This window comes from Flavobacterium soyae, from assembly GCF_021245985.1.
Lineage (GTDB): Bacteria > Bacteroidota > Bacteroidia > Flavobacteriales > Flavobacteriaceae > Flavobacterium > Flavobacterium soyae.
Map to the genome: position 1 here is coordinate 1 of NZ_JAJQXA010000040.1, position 552 is coordinate 552.

Genomic DNA, 552 nt, shown 5'->3' on the forward strand with positions numbered 1-552 from the left:
CAATGGTAATAACCTGAGTAAAAGTATCAGAAGTATTGCCGCAGTCGTCTTTTACGGTCCAGGTATTGGTATAGGTTCCGGCATTTGAGCATCCCTCAGAGGCTGTGAACTGTCCGCTTACTTTTTCGATATTAGAAACATCAGCATCACATAAATCAGCCGCAGCAGGGAATAAAGCCTGTGCAGCAGCCAGAGCTTCGGCATTGCTGCATTCAACAGTCTGGTTTAGAGCCCCTGCCTGAGTAGACCATACAGGAGCCGCTGTATCTTCAATGGTAATAACCTGAGTAAAAGTATCAGAAGTATTGCCGCAGTCGTCTTTTACGGTCCAGGTGTTGGTATAGGTTCCGGCATTTGAGCATCCCTCAGAGGCTGTGAACTGTCCGCTTACTTTTTCGATATTAGAAACATCAGCATCACATAAATCAGCCGCAGCAGGGAATAAAGCCTGTGCAGCAGCCAGAGCTTCGGCATTGCTGCATTCAACAGTCTGGTTTAGAGCCCCTGCCTGAGTAGACCATACAGGAGCCGCTGTATCTTCAATGGTAATAA

Annotated in this window: 1 protein-coding gene; it reads right to left on the bottom strand. The window is 47.1% G+C overall.

The features are described from left to right. Window positions 1-552: HYR-like domain-containing protein (locus LUU93_RS21490; protein WP_311202643.1), on the bottom strand; the 552-nt coding region annotated here is incomplete at both ends.